This window comes from Streptomyces sp. NPDC028298 (assembly GCF_055565895.1).
Map to the genome: position 1 here is coordinate 313,785 of NZ_JBVHTL010000002.1, position 16,402 is coordinate 330,186.

Sequence of the window (16,402 nt, forward strand, 5' to 3'; positions counted from 1 at the left end):
CCTCCTTCGTTTTCTTTGCGTTCTCCCTCCCCCCCCCCCCCCCCTCCCTCCCCCCCCCCCCCCCCCCCCCCCCCCCCCCCCCCCCCCCCCCCCCCGGACCGGGGTGACTCAGAGGCGTTCGATGATCGTCACGTTGGCCTGGCCGCCACCCTCGCACATCGTCTGGAGGCCATAGCGGCCGCCGGTGCGTTCCAGTTCGTGGAGCAGGGTGGTCATGAGCCGGACGCCCGTGGCGCCGAGCGGGTGGCCCAGGGCGATGGCGCCGCCGTTGACGTTGACCTTGCCGGGGTCGGCGCCGGTCTCCTTGAGCCAGGCGAGGACGACGGGGGCGAACGCCTCGTTGATCTCGACGAGGTCGATGTCGGCGAGGGACATGCCGGTCTTCTTCAGGGCGTGGGCGGTGGCCGGGATGGGGGCGGAGAGCATGCGGATGGGGTCCTCGCCGCGTACGGAGAGGTGGTGGACGCGGGCGCGGGGGGTCAGGCCGTGTTCGCGGACGGCCCGTTCGGAGGCGAGCAGCATGGCGGCGGCGCCGTCGGATACCTGGGAGGAGCAGGCGGCGGTGATGGTGCCGCCCTCGACGACCGGCTTGAGAGCGGCCATCTTCTCCAGGGTGGTGTCGCGCCGCGGGCCCTCGTCGGCGGTGACGTCGCCGAGGGCGACGGTCTCGCGGGCGAAGCGGCCCTCGTCGGCGGCGCGGATCGCCCGCTGGTGGGAGCGCAGGGCGAACTCCTCCTGGTCGCGGCGGCTGATGCCCCATTTGGCGGCGATGAGTTCGGCGCCGTGGAACTGGTTGACGGGCTGGTCGCCGTAGCGTGCGCGCCAGCCCTCGCTGCCGGCGAAGGGGCCTTCGGTGAGGCCGAGGGGTTCGGCGGCCTGGCGGGAGGCGAAGGCGATGGGTATCCGGCTCATGTTCTGGACGCCGCCGGCGACGACGAGGTCCTGGGTGCCGGACAGCACGCCCTGGGCGGCGAAGTGCACGGCCTGCTGGGAGGAGCCGCACTGGCGGTCGACGGTGACTCCGGGGACCTCTTCGGGCAGTCCGGCGGCCAGCCAGCTCGTGCGGGCGATGTCGCCGGCCTGCGGTCCGACGGTGTCCAGGCAGCCGAGGACGACGTCGTCGACGGCGGCCGGGTCCACGCCGGAGCGTTCGACGAGGGCCTTGAGCACGTGCGCGGCGAGGTCGGCGGGGTGGACCCCGGAGAGTCCTCCGCCGCGTCGCCCGACGGGGGTGCGGACCGCTTCGACGATGTAGGCCTCGGCCATGACGACTCCCTTGGGGGTGTGGGTGGTTCGCTTACGTCTCCTCGCGGACGGAGATGCCGTCGAGCACCATCGACAGGTACTGGCGGGCGATCTCCTCGGGGCTGTGCTGACCGCCGGGCCGGTACCAGGAGGCGGCGACCCACACGGTGTCGCGCACGAAGCGGTAGGTGAGGCGGATGTCGAGGTCGGCGCGGAAGACCTCGGCGCCGACGCCGCGTTCCAGGGTGCTCAGCCAGGCCTTCTCGAAGTTGCGCTGGGACTCGGCGAGGAAGGCGAAGCGTTCCTGGGCGGCGAGGTGGCGGGCTTCCTTCTGGTAGATCGCGACGGCCGCGCGGTGCCGGTCGATCTCGCGGAAGGATTCGGTGACCAGGGCTTCCAGGGTTTCGCGGGGGCCGAGTCCGGCGTCGAGGACGGTGTCGTAGCCGTCCCAGAGTTCGTCGAGGAAGGTCCGCAGGATCTCCTCCAGCATCGATTCCTTGGAGTCGAAGTGGTAGTAGAGGCTGCCGGCGAGCATCCCGGCCTCGTCCGCGATCTTGCGGACGGTGGTGGCGTTGTAGCCCTGTTCGGCGAACACCTCGGCGGCGGTGCCGAGCAGTTCGCGGCGTCGCTCGGGGGTGGCGGTCACCTGGGGCTTCTTCTTCGTAGGCACCGGGTCATTGTCGTCCTAGGCGTGCTGGCTGCTCACGGACACGACCTCGCCGGTGAGGTACGAGGAGTAGCCGGAGGCGAGGAACACGATCACGTTGGCCACCTCCCAGGGTTCGGCGTGGCGGCCGAATGCCTCGCGGGCGGTGAGTTCTTCGAGCAGTTCGGGGGTGGTGACCTTCACCAGGTGGGGGTGCAGGGCGAGGCTGGGCGAGACGGCGTTGACGCGGACGCCGTAGGCGGCGGCCTCGACGGCGGCGCAGCGGGTGAGGGCCATGACGCCGGCCTTCGCCGCGGCGTAGTGGGCCTGTCCGCTCTGGGCGCGCCAGCCGACGACGGAGGCGTTGTTGACGACGACTCCTCCGCCGCCGTGTTCCCTGAGCCGTACGAGGGCGGCCCGGGTGCAGCGGAAGGTGCCGTTCAAGGTGACGTCGAGGACCCTGGACCACTGTTCGTCGGTCATGTCGACGAGGGACGAGGTGCCGCCGAGGCCGGCGTTGTTGACGACGATGTCCAGTCGGCCGTGGAGGTTCTCGGCGGTGTCGAAGAGGGCCTGGACCTGGTCCTCGGCGGTGACGTCGCAGGGCAGTGCGGCGACCTGGCCGGGTCCGAACTCCGCGGCCAGGGTCTCGGCGGACTCCTTGAGCCGGCGGGTGTGGGCGTCGCTGATCAGGACGCGGGCGCCCTCCTCCAGGAACCGGCGCGCGGTGGCTCCGCCGATGCCCGCGCCCGCGGCGGCGGTGATGACGGCGGTGCGGCCCCTCAGCAGTCCGTGGCCGGGTACGTACGCCGGGCTCTCGACGTCGCTCATGACTCCAAGCTAACCTACCAAACACTTGTTAGGGAAGCTCCGCCGGAAGGTGCCCCCGATGGATCTCACCCGCTCCCCCGCCGACGAGGCGTTCCGCGCCGAGGCCCGCGCCTGGCTTGACGACCATGTCCCGGCGGTCCCGCTGCCCTCGCTGGAGACCGAGGAGGGCTTCGCGGCGCATCGCGTGTGGGAGGCCGAACTGGCCGCGGACCGCTGGTCGGTGGTGTCGTGGCCGGCCCGGTACGGCGGGCGGGACGCGGACCTCGTGCGCTGGCTGGCGTTCGAGGAGGAGTATCACGCGGCGGGCGCGCCGGGCCGGGTCGGGCAGAACGGCATCAGTCTGCTGGCGCCGACCCTGTTCGAGCACGGCACCGCCGAGCAGCGGGCGCGTGTGCTGCCGTCGATGGCCACGGGCGAGGTGGTCTGGGCCCAGGCCTGGTCCGAGCCCGAGGCGGGCTCCGACCTGGCCTCGCTGAGGTCGCGCGCGGTGCGCGTGGACGGCGGCTGGCTGCTGCGGGGGCACAAGACGTGGTCGTCGCGGGCCGCGTTCGCCGACCGGGCCTTCGGCCTGTTCCGCAGTGAGCCGGGCCTGGAGAAACGCCACCAGGGCCTGACGTATCTGATGTTCGACCTGCGCGCGCCGGGTGTGACGGTCCGCCCGATCGGGCGTCTGGACGGCCGGCCGGCCTTCGCGGAGCTGTTCCTGGACGACGTGTTCGTGCCCGACGCGGACGTGATCGGCGAACCGGGGCAGGGCTGGCGGGTGGCGATGTCGACGGCGGGCAACGAACGGGGTCTGACGCTGCGTTCGCCGGGCCGTTTCCTCGCGGCCGCGGACCGGCTGGCCGCGTTGTGGCACACGCACGGCGACCCGTCCGACTCGGCGCTGCGCGACCGGGTGGCCGACGCGGTGATCGGTGCGCGCGCCTACCAGCTCTTCACGTACGCCCACGCCTCCCGGCTGCTCGAAGGGGAGCACCTCGGGCCGGAGTCCAGCCTGAACAAGGTGTTCTGGTCGGAGCTCGACATCGCGCTGCACGAGACGGCGCTGGATCTGCTGGGCGCCGAGGGCGAGGCGGCGGACACCGAGTGGTGCGAGGGGTACGTCTTCGCGCTCGCGGGTCCGATCTACGCGGGCACGAACGAGATCCAGCGCGACATCATCGCCGAGCGGCTGCTCGGCCTTCCGAAGGGCCGCCGCTGATGCGTTTCCTCCTGGACGCCGAACAGCGCGCGTTCGCCGCCTCGCTGGACGCGATGCTGGCGGCGGCGGACACGCCGTCGGTGGTGCGCGCGTGGGCGGGCGGCGACCACGTGCCGGGGCGGGCCCTGTGGTCGCGGCTGGCCGAGGCGGGCGTGTTCGCGCTGGCGGTCCCGGAGGCGTACGACGGGGTGGGGCCGCTCCCGATGGAACTGGCGGTGGCTTTCGTCGAGTTGGGGCGGCACGCGGTGCCGGGTCCGGTGGTGGAGACGGTCGCCGCCGCCGTGCTGCTGGGGGAGCTGAGCGCGCTGGGCGAGCCGGGTCCGGCCGAGCGGCTGCTGCCGGGGCTCGCCTCGGGCAAGAGCCCGGCCACCCTGGTCCTGCCCGACAGCCCCGGGCCCGCGGCAGGCACCTCGCCAGCTTCCGCCGGGCCCACGCCCGACGCGAAGGCGACCCCGTCCGGCGGCCACGCGCCCGACCCCAACCCCGCGACTCCGTCCGGCGGCCACGCGCCCGACCCCAACCCGACCGCCCTGTCCGGCGGTTACGCGCTCGACGCGGACGCGGCGGTGTCGCTCGTGGTGGACCGTGACGGGCTGCGGCTCGTGTCCGGGCACGGGCCGGTGCGGGTGTCCGTGGACCGGGCGCGCCGGCTCGCCCGGCCGCAGGGCGGCGGCGAGCTCCTGGCCGCCGGACCGCAGGTCGCGCGCGCCGTGCCGCGGGCGCTGCTCTGGGCCCGGCTCGCCACGGCCGCGCAGGCCCTGGGGGTGGGACTCGCGCTCCTGGGCCGGACCGTCGAGTACGTGGGCCGGCGGACCCAGTTCGGGGTGCCCGTCGGTTCGTTCCAGGCGGTCAAGCACCGGCTCGCGGACGCGCTGATCGCCCTGGAGTTCGCCCGCCCGCTGCTGTTCGGGGCCGCGCTGTCGATGGCACCGGCGGAGGTCGCCGCCGCGAAGGTCAGTGCCTGCGAGGCGGCGTACTCGGCGGCGCGGGCCGCGCTGCAGTTGCACGGCGCGATCGGTTACACGGCCGAGTACGACCTGTCGCTGTGGTTCACCAAGGCCCGTGCCCTGCGGACGGCCTGGGGCACCCCGGCCGAGTGCAGGGCCGAGGCGCTGGCCGGACTCAGTGGTGGCCGTCCTCCCCGCTCGTGAGCTCCCGGTACTCCTCGGCCGTCGGCTTCGCGATCCTGGTGCCGGGCCCGTACAGGGCGCGGGCCAGCCGGGCGCGCAGCCGTGGGGCCGGGCCGACCCGGCGGGTCACGCCGTTGGCGTCGACGAGCGGGCCGATCTCGTAGGGCGGCGCCTGTTCGTGCTGGGTGAGGGTGAACCTCCGGGCCGGGGTGAGGGGTTCGTGGACCTCGATGTACTCGCCGTGCGGCAGCATCTTGATCGTGCCGGTCTCGCGTCCGTGCAGCACCTCGTCGCGGTCGGCGCGTTGCAGCCCCAGGCAGATCCGTTTCGTGACGACGTAGGCGAGCGCGGGCCCGGCGAAGACGGCGACGCGCACGAACCAGGTGATCGCGTTGATCGACAGGTGGAAGTGGGTGGCCCACAGGTCGTTGCCGCCGCCGACGAGCAGGACGGCGTACAGCGTCAGCCAGGCGACGCCGAGCGCGGTGCGGGTGGGCACGTTGCGCGGCCGGTCCAGGATGTGGTGCTCGCGCCGGTCGCCGGTGACCCAGGCCTCGATGAAGGGGTAGGCGGCGATGGCGGCCATGATGAGCGGGAACAGCGCGAAGGGGATGAAGACGCCGAGCTGGAGGGTGTGGCCGAAGGCGTTGATCTCCCATCCCGGCATCACGCGGATGAGTCCTTCGGAGAAGCCGAGGTACCAGTCGGGCTGGGCGCCGGTGGTCACCAGGTCGGGGCGGTAGGGCCCGAACGCCCACACGGGGTTGATGGTGGCGATCGCGCCCATCATCGCCAGGACGCCGAAGACCAGGAAGAAGAACCCGCCGGCCTTGGCCATGTAGACGGGCATGAAGGGCATGCCGACGACCGACTTCTGGTCCTTTCCGGGCCCCGGGTACTGCGTGTGCTTGTGGTAGAAGACCAGGATCAGGTGGGCGACGACCAGTCCCAGCATGATGCCCGGCAGCAGCAGGACGTGGATGGGGAAGAACCTCGGGATGATGTCGTGCCCGGGGAACTCCCCGCCGAAGAGGAAGAAGGAGAGGTACGTCCCGACGACGGGGATCGACAGGATGGCGCCGTCGGCGAAGCGGACGCCGGTGCCGGAGAGCAGGTCGTCGGGGAGCGAGTAGCCGGTCAGTCCGGTGATGAGGCCGAGCATCAGCAGGGTCCAGCCGAACAGCCAGTTGACCTCGCGCGGCTTGCGGAACGCTCCGGTGAAGAAGACCCGCATCATGTGCACGAGCATCCCGGCGAGGAAGACGAGCGCGGCCCAGTGGTGGATCTGGCGGATCAGCAGTCCGCCGCGCACGTCGAAGCTGATGTCGAGCGTGGACTCGTACGCCCGTGTCATGACGATGCCGTTCAGCGGCCCGTAGGAGCCGTGGTAAACAACCTCGACGCCGCTCGGTTCGAAGAACAGGGTGAGATAGACGCCGGTGAGGATCAGGACGAGGAAGCTGTAGAGGCAGACCTCGCCCAGCATGAACGACCAGTGGTCCGGGAAGACCTTGCGCATGTTGGCCTTGGCCAGGGAGTAGACGCCTAGGCGTCCGTCGGCCCAGTCGGCGAGCCGCTCCCCCTTGCCGGTCTGCGGCGCGCGCCGGGCCCGTACGGCCGTGTCGCCCGCGTCGGGCGGAGTGCCGCTCCCGGGTGCCGCGTTCGCCGACGTCCCCGCGGTCCGTCCGGAGTCGATCTCTCGTGCGCCCATTCGCCGCTCCCCTCGGCCCACCAGGGTGGCACGTCGGCCGTTCGAAGCCAACGGGGCGTCATGGGCGGGGTGTTGGGGCGGACCGGGCCGGGGCGGGCGGTGTCCGCACCCCGGCCGTGGTGGGCGGAAGGACGCGTCAGGCCAGGATTCCGCGGGCGCGTGCCGCCACCAGCCACCGCGGGAACTCCGCCACCAGCCGGTCGTACAGTTCCCCGTCGCTCACCCGGCTCGGATCCGAACCGGCGTGGAAGAAGCCCGCGTTGTCGACGGCCCGCTTGTGCGGCACGGCCAGTTCGTCGAGTCTGCGCAGGAAGTCGAACTGTCTGCTGCCCCGGTCGCCGAACCCGACGAACTGCCAGAACATCGGCAGCCTGGCGGCCTTGCACACATACCGTTCGGCGGCGAGCTTGTTGATCGGTCCCCCGTCGGTCTGGAAGACGACGAGGGCCGGGGCGTCCGCACCGCTGTCGAGATAGTGGTCGATGACGGCGTCCATGGCGAGGTGGTAGCTGGTCCGGCCCATGTGTCCGAGCCCGGCGACGATCCGTTCGATCCGCCCCCGGTGGTTGTCGAGCGCGATGTCGGTGACCGCGTCGACGTCCGTGGAGAAGAAGACGACCGGGACGGTGCCGTCGTCGTCGAGGTGGGCGGACAGGCCGAGCACCCGGTCGGCGAGTGCCTGCACACTGCCGTCGTCGTAGTACGGCTTCATCGACCCCGAATAGTCCACCACCAGGTACACCGCGGCCCGTTGGCCGCTCAGTCCGTGCTTGGTGAGACTGACTCCGGCGCTCTTGTAGGGACCCACCAGCGCCGGCGCGGTCTCCTCGATCTTGGTGAGGCTGATTCCGGCCATGCGGGCTCCCGTCGTACGAGGACTGCGGAACGCCGAGATTACGTGACCGTCCCGGCACCGTTGCGGCCGCTCCGGACCACGGGGACCTGGTCCCTCCGCGGCGGGTCCGGATCGTGGCCCTGCCGTTCCCCGCGGGCCGGGGGGTTGGATAGTTTGATCACCGCCGTCCCCACCGGCTCACCTTCCCCCCTGTACCCGCGCGTTCCAAGGAGCCGGCCGTGGAGTCCGAGTCCGCCGTCACCACCTGCTACCGCCACCCCAAGGTGGAGTCGCATGTGCGCTGCACCCGTTGCGACCGCTACATTTGTCCGAGCTGCATGCGTGAGGCGGCCGTCGGCCATCAGTGCGTGGAGTGCGTGAAGGAGGGCGCGAAGTCCGTCCGGCAGGCCCGCACCGCCTTCGGCGGCCGGATATCGACGGTGCCGGCGGTGACGTACGCCCTCATCGGTCTGAACGTGCTGGCCTACGTGGCCGAACTGCTGCGCTCCTCGGTCGTGGACCGGTTCGCGATGCTCGGCGCGGGGCTCGCGGACTCAGAGGGGGGCCACTACCTCTGGGTCTTCCCCCACCCCTCGTCCTTCCACGCGGAGGGCCTCGTCGACGGGGAGTGGTACCGGCTGCTGACCGGCGCGTTCCTGCATCTGCCGCCCACCGAGGGCACGTTCGGGATCGCCCACATCGTGATGAACATGTTCGCGCTGTGGAACATCGGCCGGATCGTCGAGGCCCAGCTCGGCCGGGTCCGCTACCTCGCGCTGTATCTGCTGTCGGCGCTCGGCGGCTCGGTCCTCGTACTGCTGATCGCTCCGCAGGAGCAGACGATCGGCGCGTCCGGCGCGATCTTCGGCATCGGTGCCGCCTACTACGTGATGGCCCGCCGCGTCGGCGCGGACATGAGCGGCGTCAACCGGTTCATGGCGGGCCTGCTGATCTGGCTCCTGATCTCGGCGGGGCTCACGTCCTGGCAGGGGCACCTGGGCGGGCTGCTGGCGGGCGGGCTCGTGACCGCGGCCTACGCGTACGCTCCCCGCGACCGCCGCCGGACCCTGGTCCAGGCGTCCGTCTGCGTGGGACTGCTCGCCGTGCTGGTGGTCCTGACGGTACTGAAGGTGTCGGCGCTGCGGACGGGAGCGGTGTGACGGGACCGGACACCGGGCCCGCCCACGGAGGCGGGCCCGCTCCGGACCCCGGCGGTGCACCGACACGGCCCCGCGCACCCAGGTCCGCGGGGCACACCGATGCGGCCTCACACGCCCCGGTCCCCGCGGCCACCAGGGCTTCGCCGGCACACCACGCCCCCTGCACACCGGCCCCCGTGACACACCGGCGCCACCCCGACACCCCGGTCCGCGGGGCACACCTGCGCGGTCCTCGTACGTCCGTCCGGTGGCACATCTGTGCATCGCCCGTGCGGCCGCCCGAACCCCCTCGGCCGCGCGGCCGCCCTGCGTAGCCTGTGCGGCATGAAACGAGCGGGTTGTCTGTTCTTCGTTCTGGCCGCCGTTCTGATCACGGCGCTCGTCCGTCTCGCCACGCCCGAGCACGCCACGGCCGACGCCAAGGGCGGCGCGTCACCCGCGGCGAGGTCCCGCGTGCAGGCCAAGCCGGAGCCGGCGGGCGGCGACAAGACCACCGCCGTGCCGGCGACAAGCCCCGCCACCCCGGCGCGGTCCACCGCCCCGGCACGCCCCGCCGCCCCGGCGAGGTCCGCCGGCCTGGCCGCCCCGGACAAGAAGGAACTCGCCCAGGAGATCGTGGCGAGTGCCGAGAACTCCACGCTGAAATGGCGGGAGGCGTACGGCTACATCGAGGACATCGGCGACGGCCAGGGCTACACGGCGGGCCTCATCGGCTTCTGCACCGGCACCCACGACCTGCTCACCCTCGTCGAGCGCTACACGAAGGCGCACCCGGACAACGGGCTCGCCCGGTATCTCCCGGCCCTGCGCGAGGTCGACGGCAGCGACTCCCACGAGGGCCTGGACCCGGGCTTCCCGGCGGCCTGGCGCCACGAGGCCGGCCTCACCGCGTTCCGCGAGGCCCAGGACTCCGAGCGCGACCGGATCTACTTCGACCCCGCGGTCCGGGCCGCCCGACGCGACGGTCTCGGCACGCTCGGCCAGTTCATCTACTACGACGCCATGGTGCTGCACGGTCCCGGCACGAGCGACCACGGCTTCTACGGGCTGCGCGAGCGGGCCCTGCGCGAGGCGGCTCCGCCGTCCCGGGGCGGCGACGAGAGGACGTACCTCGGCATCTTCCTGGACATCCGCCGCGCGGCCATGAAGTCCGAGAACCCCGACCGTGACACCACCCGCATCGACACGGCCCAGCGCCGGTTCCTCGACGAGGGGAACCTCGCCCTGCGCACACCGCTGGAGTGGAAGGTGTACGGCGAGACCTACCGCGTGCCGTAGCCGCGTCGCGGCGGGATCCACCCCGTGGCGCGGCCGCCCGGCGGGCGCGGACATGCGGCGGCGCCTGCCCGGTCGTCCGGTCGGGGACAGGGGGGCAGGCGCCGTCTCGTGTTCCGCACGCCTTTGTGCGGGACGTTCTCGAGTGACCGTGTCAGGTCACGCATCCATGGGTCAGACCGTCAGCGACCGGTCCGTCGGGCGGATCGGGGCAGGCAGGTCGCTCGCTCCGGTGAGGAAGCGGTCGACACCGCGGGCGGCCGAGCGGCCCTCCGCGATGGCCCAGACGATGAGGGACTGGCCGCGGCCCGCGTCACCGGCGACGAACACGCCCGGGACGTTGGTCGCGAAGTCGGCGTCGCGGGCGATGTTGCCGCGCTCGTCGAGCTCCAGGCCGAACTGGGAGACCACGCCGTTCTCGACGTCCGTGCCGGTGAACCCCATCGCCAGCGTCACGAGCTGGGCGGGGATCTTGCGCTCCGTGCCCGGCTTCTGGTTCAGCTTGCCGCCGGTGAACTCTACCTCGACCAGGTGGAGCCACTGGACGTTGCCGTCCTCGTCGCCCTCGAAGTGGGTGGTGGAGACCGCGTAGACGCGCTCGCCGCCCTCCTCGTGCGCGGAGGTGACCTTGTAGAGCATCGGGAACGTCGGCCAGGGCTGGCCCGGGTTCCGCTCCTCGCCCGGCCGCGGCATGATCTCGAGCTGCGTGACCGAGGCCGCGCCCTGACGGTGGGCGGTGCCCACGCAGTCCGCGCCCGTGTCGCCGCCGCCGATGACCACGACGTGCTTGCCCTCGGCGGTGATCGGGGGCGCCACGAAGTCGCCCTCCTGCACCTTGTTCGCCAGCGGCAGGTACTCCATGGCCTGGTGGATGCCGTTCAGCTCCCGCCCGGGGACGGGCAGGTCGCGGGCGGTCGTGGCGCCGGCGGCGATGACCACGGCGTCGTACCGCTTGCGCAGGTCCGTCGCCTTGAGGTCGCGGCCGATCTCGATGCCCGTACGGAAGCGGGTGCCCTCCGCGCGCATCTGCTCGATGCGGCGGTTGATGTGCCGCTTCTCCATCTTGAACTCGGGGATGCCGTAGCGGAGCAGACCGCCGACGCGGTCGGCGCGCTCGTACACCGCGACCGTGTGACCGGCCCGGGTGAGCTGCTGGGCGGCCGCGAGACCGGCGGGACCGGAACCGATGACCGCGACGGTCTTGCCCGACAGGCGCTCGGGGATCTGCGGGGCGACATCGCCCGTGTCCCACGCCTTGTCGATGATCGAGACCTCGACGTTCTTGATGGTCACGGCGGGCTGGTTGATGCCCAGCACACACGCGGACTCGCACGGCGCGGGGCACAGCCGGCCGGTGAACTCCGGGAAGTTGTTCGTGGCGTGCAGGCGCTCGGAGGCGGCCTGCCAGTCCTCGCGGTACGCGTAGTCGTTCCACTCGGGGATCAGGTTGCCCAGCGGACAGCCGTTGTGGCAGAACGGGATGCCGCAGTCCATGCAGCGCGAGGCCTGCTGGGAGATGATCGGCAGCAGCGAGCCCGGAACGTAGACCTCGTTCCAGTCCTTGAGACGCTCCTGCACCGGCCGGGACCTGGCGACCTCACGGCCGTGGTTCAGAAAGCCCTTGGGATCAGCCATTGGTCGCCGCCTCCATCATCTTCTCGGTGATCGCGGACTCGTCGAGTCCGGCTCGCTCGGCGGCGTCCTTGGCGGCGAGCACTGCCTTGTACGTGCTGGGAATGATCTTGCTGAAGCGCTCCACGGCGGCGGGCCACTCGGCGAGCAGCTTCTCGGCGACCGTGGAGGCGGTCTCCTCCGCGTGCCGGCGCACGACGTCGTGCAGCCACTGCTTGTCGGCGTCGTCGAGTTCCTCGACGGCGTCCACGCTGGCGACGTTCACGTTGTCGCGGTCCAGGTCGATCACGTAGGCGACGCCACCGGACATGCCGGCCGCGAAGTTGCGGCCCGTCTCGCCGAGGACGACCGCGTGACCGCCGGTCATGTACTCGCAGCCGTGGTCGCCCACGCCCTCGGAGACCACCAGCGCGCCGGAGTTGCGGACGCAGAAGCGCTCGCCGGTGCGGCCGCGCAGGAACAGCTCGCCGCCGGTCGCGCCGTAGGCGATGGTGTTGCCCGCGATCGTCGAGTACTCGGCGAGGTGGTCGGCGCCCCGGTCGGGGCGGACGACGACACGGCCGCCGGAGAGGCCCTTGCCGACGTAGTCGTTGGCGTCGCCCTCCAGGCGCAGCGTGACACCGCGCGGGAGGAAGGCGCCGAAGGACTGGCCGGCCGAGCCGGTGAAGGTGATGTCGATGGTGTCGTCGGGCAGGCCCGCGCCACCGAACTTCTTCGTCACCTCGTGGCCGAGCATGGTGCCGACCGTGCGGTTGATGTTGCGGATCGCGACCTGGGCCCGGACCGGCTGGGCGTCGGTGGCGGAGTCCGCGGCCAGCGCGTCGGCGGCGAGCTTGATGAGCTCGTTGTCGAGCGCCTTCTCCAGGCCGTGGTCCTGCTCGATGACCTGGTGCAGGGCCGCGCCCTCGGGCAGTTCGGGCACGTAGAAGAGCGGGGACAGGTCCAGGCCCTGCGCCTTCCAGTGGGTGACGGCGCGCTCCACGTCGAGGTTCTCGGCGTGGCCGACGGCCTCCTCGATGCTGCGGAAGCCGAGCTCGGCGAGGATCTCGCGGACCTCTTCGGCGATGAACTTGAAGAAGTTCACGATGTACTCGGCCTTGCCGGCGAACCGGTCGCGCAGCACCGGGTTCTGGGTGGCGATGCCGACCGGGCAGGTGTCCAGGTGGCAGACGCGCATCATGACGCAGCCGGAGACGACGAGCGGCGCGGTGGCGAAACCGAACTCCTCGGCGCCGAGGAGCGCGGCGATGACGACGTCGCGGCCGGTCTTGAGCTGGCCGTCGGTCTGCACGACGATGCGGTCGCGCAGGCCGTTGAGCAGGAGGGTCTGCTGGGTCTCGGCGAGGCCGAGCTCCCAGGGGCCGCCCGCGTGCTTGAGCGAGGTCAGCGGGGAGGCGCCCGTTCCGCCGTCGTGGCCGGAGATCAGGACGACGTCCGCGTGGGCCTTGGACACGCCCGCCGCGACCGTGCCGACGCCGACCTCGGAGACCAGCTTCACGTGGATGCGGGCCTTCGGGTTGGCGTTCTTGAGGTCGTGGATGAGCTGGGCGAGGTCCTCGATGGAGTAGATGTCGTGGTGCGGCGGCGGGGAGATCAGTCCGACACCCGGGGTCGAGTGACGGGTCTTGGCCACCCACGGGTAGACCTTGTGGCCGGGGAGCTGGCCGCCCTCGCCGGGCTTGGCGCCCTGGGCCATCTTGATCTGGATGTCGTCGGCGTTGACCAGGTACTCGGAGGTCACACCGAAGCGGCCGGAGGCGACCTGCTTGATGCTGGAGCGGCGCGCCGGGTCGTACAGGCGGTCCGGGTCCTCGCCGCCCTCACCGGTGTTCGACTTGCCGCCGAGCTGGTTCATGGCGATGGCGAGGGTTTCGTGCGCCTCCTTGGAGATGGAGCCGTACGACATGGCGCCGGTGGAGAAGCGCTTGACGATCTCGGAGACCGGCTCGACCTCGTCGAGGGAGATCGACGGGCGGTCCGAGGTGCCGTTCTTTTCTGTCTTCAGGGCGAACAGGCCGCGCAGCGTCATGAGGCGCTCGGACTGCTCGTTGACGCGGTCGGTGTACTTCTTGAAGATCTCGTAGCTGCCGGAGCGCGTCGAGTGCTGGAGGCGGAAGACCGTCTCCGGGTCGAACAGGTGCGGCTCGCCCTCGCGGCGCCACTGGTACTCGCCGCCGATGTCCAGGGCGCGGTGCGCCGGGGCGATGCCGGAGGCGGGGTAGGCCTTGGCGTGCCGGGCGGCGACCTCCTTGGCGACGACGTCGAGGCCGGCGCCGCCGATCTTGGAGGCCGTGCCGTTGAAGTACTTCTCGACGAAGGCCTGCTCCAGGCCGACGGCCTCGAAGACCTGGGCGCCGCGGTAGGAGGCGACGGTCGAGATGCCCATCTTGGACATGACCTTCAGGACGCCCTTGCCGAGGGCGTAGATCAGGTTGCGGATGGCCTGCTCGGGCTCGATGCCGGACAGGAAGGTGCCGGCGCGGACGAGGTCCTCGACGGACTCCATCGCGAGGTAGGGGTTGACGGCCGCGGCGCCGTAGCCGATGAGCAGGGCGACGTGGTGGACCTCGCGGACGTCTCCGGCCTCGACGAGCAGGCCCACGTGGGTGCGCTGCTTGGTGCGGATGAGGTGGTGGTGGACGGCCGCGGTGAGCAGCAGCGAGGGGATCGGCGCGTGCTCGGCGTCGGAGTGACGGTCCGACAGGACGATCAGGCGGGCGCCGTTCTCGATGGCGGCGTCGGCCTCGGCGCAGATCTCCTCGATGCGGGCGGCGAGGGAGTCGCCGCCACCGGAGACCCGGTACAGGCCGGACAGGGTCGCGGCCTTCATGCCGGGCATGTCGCCGTCGGCGTTGATGTGGATGAGCTTGGCCAGCTCGTCGTTGTCGATCACCGGGAAGGGCAGGGTGACGCTGCGACAGGAGGCGGCGTTCGGGTCCAGCAGGTTGCCCTGGGGGCCCAGCGAGGAGCGCAGGGAGGTGACCAGCTCTTCGCGGATCGCGTCCAGCGGCGGGTTGGTGACCTGGGCGAAGAGCTGGGTGAAGTAGTCGAAGAGCAGGCGCGGACGCTGCGAGAGCGCGGCGATCGGCGAGTCGGTGCCCATCGAGCCGATCGGCTCGGCGGCGGCCTTGGCCATCGGCGCGAGGATGATCCGCAGCTCCTCCTCGGTGTAGCCGAAGGTCTGCTGGCGGCGGGTGACCGAGGCGTGGGTGTGCACGATGTGCTCACGCTCGGGCAGGTCGGAGAGCTCGATCTCGCCGGCTTCCAGCCAGTCCGCGTAAGGCTTCTCGGCAGCGAGGCCGGCCTTGATCTCGTCGTCCTCGATGATGCGGTGCTCGGCGGTGTCGACGAGGAACATCTTGCCGGGCTGGAGGCGGCCCTTGCGGACGACCTTGGCGGGGTCGATGTCGAGGACGCCGACCTCGGAGCCGAGGACGACGAGGCCCTCGTCGGTGACCCAGTAGCGGCCGGGGCGCAGGCCGTTGCGGTCGAGGACCGCGCCGACCTGGGTGCCGTCGGTGAAGGTGACGCAGGCCGGGCCGTCCCAGGGCTCCATCATCGTGGAGTGGAACTGGTAGAAGGCGCGCCGGGCCGGGTCCATGGAGTCGTGGTTCTCCCACGCCTCCGGGATCATCATGAGCACGGAGTGGGGCAGCGAACGGCCGCCGAGGTGCAGGAGTTCGAGCACCTCGTCGAAGGAGGCCGAGTCGGAGGCGTCCGGGGTGCAGACGGGGAAGATCCGCTCCAGGCCCTTCTCGCCGAACAGCTCCGAGGCGAGCTGGGACTCGCGGGCGACCATCCAGTTGCGGTTGCCCTTGACCGTGTTGATCTCGCCGTTGTGCGCGACGAAGCGGTACGGGTGGGCGAGCGGCCAGCTCGGGAAGGTGTTGGTGGAGAACCGGGAGTGCACGAGCGCGATCGCGGAGGCGAAGCGGCGGTCGGACAGGTCCGGGAAGAAGGGTTCGAGCTGGCCGGTGGTCAGCATGCCCTTGTAGACGATGGTCCGCGCGGACAGCGACGGGAAGTAGACGCCGGCCTCGCGCTCGGCGCGCTTGCGCAGCACGAACGCGGTGCGGTCGAGGGCGATGCCCTCGCTGGCGCTGTCCGTGACGAAGATCTGGCGGAAGGCCGGCATCGTCGAGCGGGCGGTGGCGCCGAGGAGCTCGGGGGCGACCGGGACCTCGCGCCAGCCGAGGACGGTGAGGCCCTCTTCGGCGGCGATCGTCTCGATCTGCGAGACGGCGTCGGCCGTGCCGTCGTTCGGGAGGAAGGCGATGCCCACCGCGTACGAACCGGCTGCGGGAAGTTCGAATCCGGTCACTTCGCGGAGGAAGGCGTCCGGGACCTGGGACAGGATGCCGGCGCCGTCACCCGAGTCGGGCTCGGAGCCGGTGGCACCGCGGTGTTCCAGGTTGCGCAGAACGGTGAGCGCCTGCTCGACCAGCGCATGGCTCGCCTCGCCGGTGAGGGTGGCCACGAAGCCGACGCCACAGGCGTCGCGCTCGTTGCGGGGGTCGTACATACCCTGCGCAGCAGGGCGAGCATCCATGAAGGACCACTTCCGGTCGTTCGTGGAGTGCTGGGACGGCTGGCGCGGCGTACGCATCGGCTCTCCCGTCGTCGTCGGGGCGGGGGGTCTCCCAGGCTCTCGGGCGCTGGGGAGACAACTGCCGAGGGACGACTCTGGCCCTCTGCGGGGTGCAAAATTTCGTGCAGGTTACATGATGGAGTGG

General features: G+C 71.5%; 11 protein-coding genes. 4 read left to right on the forward strand and 7 right to left on the reverse strand.

Annotation, left to right across the window (positions count from 1 at the left end; translation table 11 throughout):
• Nucleotides 1-108 precede the first annotated feature (108 nt).
• The 3 genes from ACZ4TO_RS09965 to ACZ4TO_RS09975 are packed head-to-tail and all read right to left on the reverse strand — an operon-like array spanning nucleotide 109 to nucleotide 2,722.
• A complete protein-coding gene (locus ACZ4TO_RS09965) occupies nucleotides 109-1,266 on the reverse strand; it encodes an acetyl-CoA C-acetyltransferase (RefSeq protein WP_468023929.1) in 1,158 nt (385 codons plus the stop codon).
• 31 nt (nucleotides 1,267-1,297) lie between these two features.
• Complete coding sequence (locus ACZ4TO_RS09970) at nucleotides 1,298-1,915, reverse strand: TetR/AcrR family transcriptional regulator (protein WP_355759943.1); 618 nt, start codon at nucleotides 1,913-1,915, stop codon at nucleotides 1,298-1,300.
• A 15-nt stretch (nucleotides 1,916-1,930) separates the two neighbouring features.
• On the reverse strand, nucleotides 1,931-2,722 hold the full coding sequence (locus tag ACZ4TO_RS09975; RefSeq protein WP_468023930.1) for an SDR family oxidoreductase: 792 nt from the start codon (nucleotides 2,720-2,722) through the stop codon (nucleotides 1,931-1,933).
• 58 nt (nucleotides 2,723-2,780) lie between these two features.
• Between ACZ4TO_RS09975 and ACZ4TO_RS09980 the strand changes: the two genes are divergently transcribed.
• The gene (locus ACZ4TO_RS09980; protein ID WP_468023931.1) at nucleotides 2,781-3,926 is read left to right on the forward strand and encodes an acyl-CoA dehydrogenase family protein; all 1,146 of its coding nucleotides are present in this window, start codon (nucleotides 2,781-2,783) and stop codon (nucleotides 3,924-3,926) included.
• Entirely contained in the window at nucleotides 3,926-5,077 is a 1,152-nt protein-coding gene (locus tag ACZ4TO_RS09985) for an acyl-CoA dehydrogenase family protein (RefSeq protein ID WP_468023932.1), read from the forward strand. Before ACZ4TO_RS09980 ends, ACZ4TO_RS09985 begins: the two co-directional genes overlap by 1 nt.
• Here the strand turns inward: ACZ4TO_RS09985 and qcrB are convergent.
• Together qcrB and ACZ4TO_RS09995 are read right to left on the reverse strand one after the other, a co-directional pair.
• Nucleotides 5,049-6,767 (reverse strand): cytochrome bc1 complex cytochrome b subunit, encoded by a 1,719-nt coding sequence (gene qcrB, locus ACZ4TO_RS09990; RefSeq protein ID WP_468023933.1) that lies wholly within the window; start codon nucleotides 6,765-6,767, stop codon nucleotides 5,049-5,051. The two genes, ACZ4TO_RS09985 and qcrB, sit on opposite strands and share 29 nt — an antisense overlap.
• A gap of 136 nt (nucleotides 6,768-6,903) precedes the next feature.
• Nucleotides 6,904-7,623 carry a vWA domain-containing protein gene (locus tag ACZ4TO_RS09995; RefSeq protein WP_468023934.1) on the reverse strand — a complete coding sequence of 240 codons (720 nt, stop codon included), beginning with the start codon at nucleotides 7,621-7,623 and terminating at the stop codon, nucleotides 6,904-6,906.
• A 218-nt stretch (nucleotides 7,624-7,841) separates the two neighbouring features.
• Between ACZ4TO_RS09995 and ACZ4TO_RS10000 the strand changes: the two genes are divergently transcribed.
• Both ACZ4TO_RS10000 and ACZ4TO_RS10005 read left to right on the forward strand, forming a co-directional pair.
• Nucleotides 7,842-8,762 (forward strand): rhomboid family intramembrane serine protease, encoded by a 921-nt coding sequence (locus ACZ4TO_RS10000; RefSeq protein WP_382796247.1) that lies wholly within the window; start codon nucleotides 7,842-7,844, stop codon nucleotides 8,760-8,762.
• Between the two features lie 324 nt (nucleotides 8,763-9,086).
• On the forward strand, nucleotides 9,087-10,040 hold the full coding sequence (locus ACZ4TO_RS10005) for a chitosanase (RefSeq protein ID WP_468023935.1): 954 nt from the start codon (nucleotides 9,087-9,089) through the stop codon (nucleotides 10,038-10,040).
• A 171-nt stretch (nucleotides 10,041-10,211) separates the two neighbouring features.
• Here ACZ4TO_RS10005 and ACZ4TO_RS10010 read toward each other — a convergent pair whose 3' ends face one another.
• Both ACZ4TO_RS10010 and gltB read right to left on the reverse strand, forming a co-directional pair.
• Entirely contained in the window at nucleotides 10,212-11,672 is a 1,461-nt protein-coding gene (locus ACZ4TO_RS10010; RefSeq protein ID WP_382796250.1) for a glutamate synthase subunit beta, read from the reverse strand.
• Complete coding sequence (gltB, locus tag ACZ4TO_RS10015; protein WP_468023936.1) at nucleotides 11,665-16,275, reverse strand: glutamate synthase large subunit; 4,611 nt, start codon at nucleotides 16,273-16,275, stop codon at nucleotides 11,665-11,667. The genes ACZ4TO_RS10010 and gltB overlap by 8 nt, the downstream gene beginning before the upstream one ends.
• Nucleotides 16,276-16,402 lie beyond the last annotated feature (127 nt).